Here is a 5,306-nt window from a genome sequence, read left to right as displayed (position 1 = left end):
TGTGGCTGGTCGTGGGGATGCTTCGTCGGCTGGTCAGCAGCGGGTCGGGCATCCGTTGTTGGCGGCGGCGGTGTGGTTGGCCGAGGGTGATGGGCTGGTGTTGACGGGTCGTCTGTCGCTGGCCGTGATGCCGTGGCTGGCCGATCACGCGGTGCATGGCACGGTCCTGCTGCCCGGTACCGCGTTTGTGGACCTGGCGGTCCACGCCGGGGATCTGGCCGGGTGCGGCACGCTGGAGGAGTTGACGCTCCAGGAGCCGCTTGTCCTTCCTGGCTCTGGTGGCGTGCAGTTGCAGGTCCAGGTCGGTGACAGTGATGGCGACAGTGGTCGGCGGACGGTGACGGTCTCCTCCCGTGAGGGAGAGGGCGAGTGGGTGCGGCACGCGGTCGGCGTGCTGGCCCCGGCCGATGGTGGGCCCGTTCCGGCTCCGCTGGCGGCTTGGCCTCCGGCCGGTGCGGAGTCGGTTCCGGTCGACGATGCCTACGAAGGCTTTGCCCAGCGCGGTTACGGCTATGGGCCGGCGTTCCAGGGCCTGCGTCAGATGTGGCGGGCCGGGGACACCGTCTATGCCGAAGCCGAGCTGCCCCAGGTCATTGACTCCGATGCGGCCGGGTTCGGTCTGCATCCCGCGCTGCTCGATGCCGCTCTGCACGGTCTGCTGGCCGACAGTGATGGTTTGCCGTTCGCGTGGTCGGGGGTGCGGCTGCTGGCCGGCGGTGCCCGCCACCTGCGGGTGGTCTTGGCCCGCGGGTCGGGTGGGGTCTCGGTGACAGCGTTTGACGCTGTCGGTCAGCCGGTGTTGGAGGCCCGGTCGCTGGCATTGCGTCAGATTCCGGCTGGTCAGTTTGCTGGGTCGGCCCGGCAGGTGCGGCAGTCGCTGTTCACCGTGGACTGGGTCCCGCTGGCGGCGCAGGCTTCGACTGGCGCAGTGCAGTGGGTTCGGCATGGTGAGTCGGTCGAGTCAGAGCTGGCGCCGGTGGTTGTTGCTGCGGTTCCGGCTGCCCCGTCCGGGACTTCGGCGCCGCAGGCGGCCCAGCTGGCTGCCGCGATGGTGCTGGGTTGGGTGCAGCAGTGGCTGGCCGATCCCGAGACCGACAATGCGCGGTTGGTGATCTGGACCCAGGGTGTGGCTGCTGGGCAGGATCTGGCCGGCGCAGCGGTGGCGGGCCTGGTCCGCTCCACGCAGTCCGAGCACCCGGGCCGTCTGCTGCTGGTCGATGTCGACCCGTCAGCCGGCCTGGACCCTGGTCACGACGCTGACGTGGACGCTGTCCTGGCCGTGGCACTGGACGCCGGCGATCCCGAGGTCTGCATCCGTCCCGCTACTGACGGCGGGGGAGTCACAGCGTTCGGTCGGCGGCTGGTCCGGGCCAGTGTGTCCGGTGAGTTGGTGCTGCCGGGTGGTTCGGGCTGGCGGGTTGAGGTGGCCCAGCCGGGTGACCTGGGCAGTGCGGCTGTTGTCGACGCTCCCGAGGTGGGCGCCGAGTTGTCGGCGGGTCAGGTCCGGGTGGGCCTGCGTGCGGCGGGCGTGAACTTCCGCGACGTGGTGACCGGGCTGGGGATGGTCGCGGACAACCGAGGCCTTGGTGGGGAAGGCGCCGGGGTCGTGCTGGAGACCGGGCCCGGAGTGACCGGTCTGGCTGTGGGTCAGCCGGTGATGGGTCTGGTGCCGGGCTGGGGGCCGGTCGGGATCGTGGACAGCCGCCTGGTGGCTGCTATCCCGCGGGGCTGGTCGTTCCAGCAGGCCGCGGCGGTGCCGGTAGGGTTCCTGACCGCGTTCTACGCGTTGCGGGATCTGGCCCGGGTCCGTCCCGGTCAGCGAGTGCTCATCCATGCCGGTACTGGTGGTGTGGGTACGGCTGCGGTGCAGCTAGCAAAGGCGTGGGGCTTGGAGGTCTTCGCCACCGCGAGCCCGGCCAAGCAGGCCGCGTTGCGGGCGATGGGCGTGGACGAGACGCATATCGCCTCCACTCGTGATCTGGCTTTCTGTGAGCGGTTCTTGGCCGTGACCGGCGGCGAGGGTATGGACGTGGTCGTCAACGCCCTGGCCGGGGAGTTCACGGACGCCTCGCTGCGGTTGCTGCCGCGCGGCGGTCAGTTCGTCGAGATGGGCAAGACCGACATCCGGGACTCTGAGCAGGTTGCTCAGTCCTACCCGGGAGTGGTCTACCAGGCGTTCGACCTGATGGACGCGGGCGAGCCGCGGGTTGCGGAGATGCTTGCCGAGCTGGGGGCGATGTTCGAGGCGGGGACGCTGGTTCCGCCGCCGGTGACGTGCTTCGAACTGTCCCAGGCGGTTGCGGCGCTGCGGTATCTGCAGGCGGCCCGGCACCTGGGGAAGGTCGTGCTGAACGTCCCGGCCGAGTGGGACCGGCAGGGCACTGTCCTGGTCACCGGTGGAACCGGAACGCTGGGCGGGGAGTTGGCCCGGCACCTGGTGGACGTCCGCGGGATGCGGCACCTGCTGCTGATGTCGCGGCGCGGCCCGGCCGCGCCGGGGGTTGCCCGTCTGGCAGCGGAGTTGGCACAGTCGGGTGCGGAGGTGCGGGTCCAGGCCGGCGACGCCGCCGACCGCGACGCCTTGGCGTCGGTGTTGGCGCGGATCGGGGCTGAGCGGCCGTTGACCGCGGTGGTGCATGCCGCTGGTGTGATCGATGACGCGACGGTGGAGTCGCTGACGCCTGATCGCATGGCGACGGTGCTGTCGGCGAAGGCTGATGCGGCGTGGAACCTGCACGAGTTGACCGAGGGCGCGGGCCTGGCCGGGTTCGTGCTGTACTCCTCGGCTGCGGCTGTCATGGGCAGCGCGGGGCAGGGGAGTTACGCCGCCGCTAACGCGTTCTTGGACGCGCTGGCCGCCTACCGCCGGGAACGGCATCTGGCCGGTCAGTCGCTGGCTTGGGGGCTGTGGGCTCAGACCTCGGGGATGACGGGGCAGCTGGCCGGCGCTGACCTGTCCCGTCTGCGGCGTGGCGGTGTCCAGCCGCTGACGACCGAGCAGGGCCTGGCGCTGTTCGAAGCCGCTGCCGCGCTGGGTGCGCCGTTGGCGGTCCCGGCCCGACTGGACCTGACCGCGTTGTCACGCGCTGCAGGGCCAGTGCCTGCGCTGCTGCACGGCCTGGTTGCCGGTGGTGTCTCCGCGCGCCCTTCGGCGGCCGTGGCTGCAGTCGTGGGTGGCTTGGCGGCGCGGTTGGCCGCGCTTGCCCCCGCCGAGGGTGAGCAGGAAGTCCTGCAGATCGTTCGGTCTGCCGCGGCCGTTGTCCTGGGTCATGCCCGACCTGGGGACATCGATCCCCAGCGGGCCTTCCGCGAGATGGGCATCGACTCCCTGACCGGGCTGGAGCTCCGCAATCGACTCGCTGCTGAGACGGGCCTGAGCCTTCCCGCCACCCTGGTCTTCGACCATCCGACACCGGTGGAGCTGGCCCGGTATCTGGTCGCAGAGGTGTGCGGGACCGACGGGGTGGCCGCCGTATCTGCGGTCCGTGTCGGCACGGACGAGCCGGTGGCGATTGTCGGTATGGGTTGCCGGTTCCCGGGTGGAGTTGAGGACCCGGAGGGCTTCTGGCGGTTGGTCGCCGGAGGGTCCGATGCGATGTCGGGGTTCCCGGTGGACCGTGGCTGGGAGACGCCGGGCCTGTCTGAGTCCGGTGATGCGGGCACGGGTTATGCCCGGGTGGGTGGGTTCCTTGACGGCGCTGGTGATTTCGATGCGGAGTTCTTCGGGATCAGTCCGCGTGAGGCGTTGGGGATGGATCCCCAGCAGCGGCTGTTGCTGGAGACCTGCTGGGAGGCACTGGAGGACGCGGGGATCGAGCCGGGTTCGCTCCGGGATTCTGATGCCGGGGTCTATGCCGGAATCATCGCGTCGGGCTACCAGGTTGGGGAGCAGGATCGTGCCGGGGGCTTCGGGATAACCGGGACCACGGCGAGTGTGGCGTCGGGGCGGGTGGCGTATTCGCTGGGGTTGCAGGGTCCCGCGGTCTCGATCGACACGGCGTGTTCCTCGTCGCTGACGGCGATTCACCTTGCCGCGCAGGCACTCCGCTCTGGGGAGTGCGGGATCGCGCTTGCCGGTGGCGTCACGGTGATGGCCACCCCGGGTGCGTTCACGGAGTTCGCGCGGCAGCGAGGACTGGCCGCTAACGGCCGGTGCAAGCCGTTCTCGGATGCCGCTGACGGCACCGGGTGGGGCGAGGGCGTCGGTGTCCTGGTTCTGGAGCGGTTGTCGGATGCGCGTGCTCGTGGGCACCGGGTGTTGGCGGTCGTGGCGGGCAGTGCGGTCAACCAGGACGGGGCCAGTAACGGTCTGTCGGCGCCGAATGGTCCTTCGCAGCAGCGGGTGATCCGGGCTGCGTTGGCGAGTGCGGGGTTGCAGCCGGGCGACGTTGATGTGGTGGAGGCGCATGGCACCGGTACGGCGCTGGGTGACCCGATCGAGGCACAGGCGCTGCTGGCCACTTATGGTCAGGATCGGCCGGAGGGCCGGCCGTTGCTGCTGGGGTCGGTGAAGTCGAACATCGGTCACACGCAGGCGGCTGCCGGTGTGGCTGGTGTGATCAAGATGGTGCAGGCGATGCGGCACGGGATGCTGCCTCAGACGCTGCACGTGGATGCTCCGTCGTCGCATGTGGACTGGTCGGCCGGGGCGGTGGAACTGCTGACGGCGCCTCGGGAGTGGCCTGCGGGTTCTGGTCCGCGTCGTGCGGGTGTGTCGGCGTTCGGGATCAGCGGCACCAACGTCCACCTCATCCTGGAACAGCCCACCCAGGACATCCCTGCCGTAGACGCTCCTGTTCAGGACGGGCTGGAGTCTGTGGGTCCGGTGGCGTGGGTGTTGTCGGCGCGGTCTGCTGCGGCGCTGGCTGCGCAGGCGGGTCGGCTGGCGAACTTCGCGACGGCGCGTCCGGAGGTCGCGGCCAAGGATGTGGCGTTCTCTCTGGCGGTGACGCGGACGACGGCGTTCTCCCACCGGCTTGCGGTGGTCGGCCAGGACCGTGGCCAGCTGCTGGAGGGGCTGGCTGTGGCCGCCGCGGGTCAGGAGGCGTCCGGTGTGGTGACCGGGAGCGCTGGTTCGGCGTCGGTGTCGCGGCCGGTGTTCGTGTTCGCGGGTCAGGGTGCGCAGTGGGCCGGGATGGGCCTGCAGCTGTGGGACGAGGAGCCCGTCTTCGCGGCGGCGATGGAGCGGTGCGCGCAGGCGTTGGCGTCGTTCGTCGACTGGCAGTTGCGTGATGTGTTGGGCGATGTGGAGTTGTTGGCGCGGGTGGATGTGGTCCAGCCGGCGTCGTGGGCGGTGATGGTGAGCC

Annotated in this window: 1 protein-coding gene; it reads left to right on the top strand. The window is 70.4% G+C overall.

The window, feature by feature from the left end:
* Positions 1-58 precede the first annotated feature (58 nt).
* The coding region (locus AQI88_RS47310) for a type I polyketide synthase (RefSeq protein ID WP_208616098.1) at positions 59-5,306 on the top strand (5,248 nt) is incomplete at its 3' end.

The sequence above is a fragment of the Streptomyces cellostaticus genome (assembly GCF_001513965.1).
GTDB lineage: Bacteria > Actinomycetota > Actinomycetes > Streptomycetales > Streptomycetaceae > Streptomyces > Streptomyces cellostaticus.
Note: the sequence above shows the minus strand (reverse complement) of the source record. Positions and strands in the feature narration are given on the sequence as shown.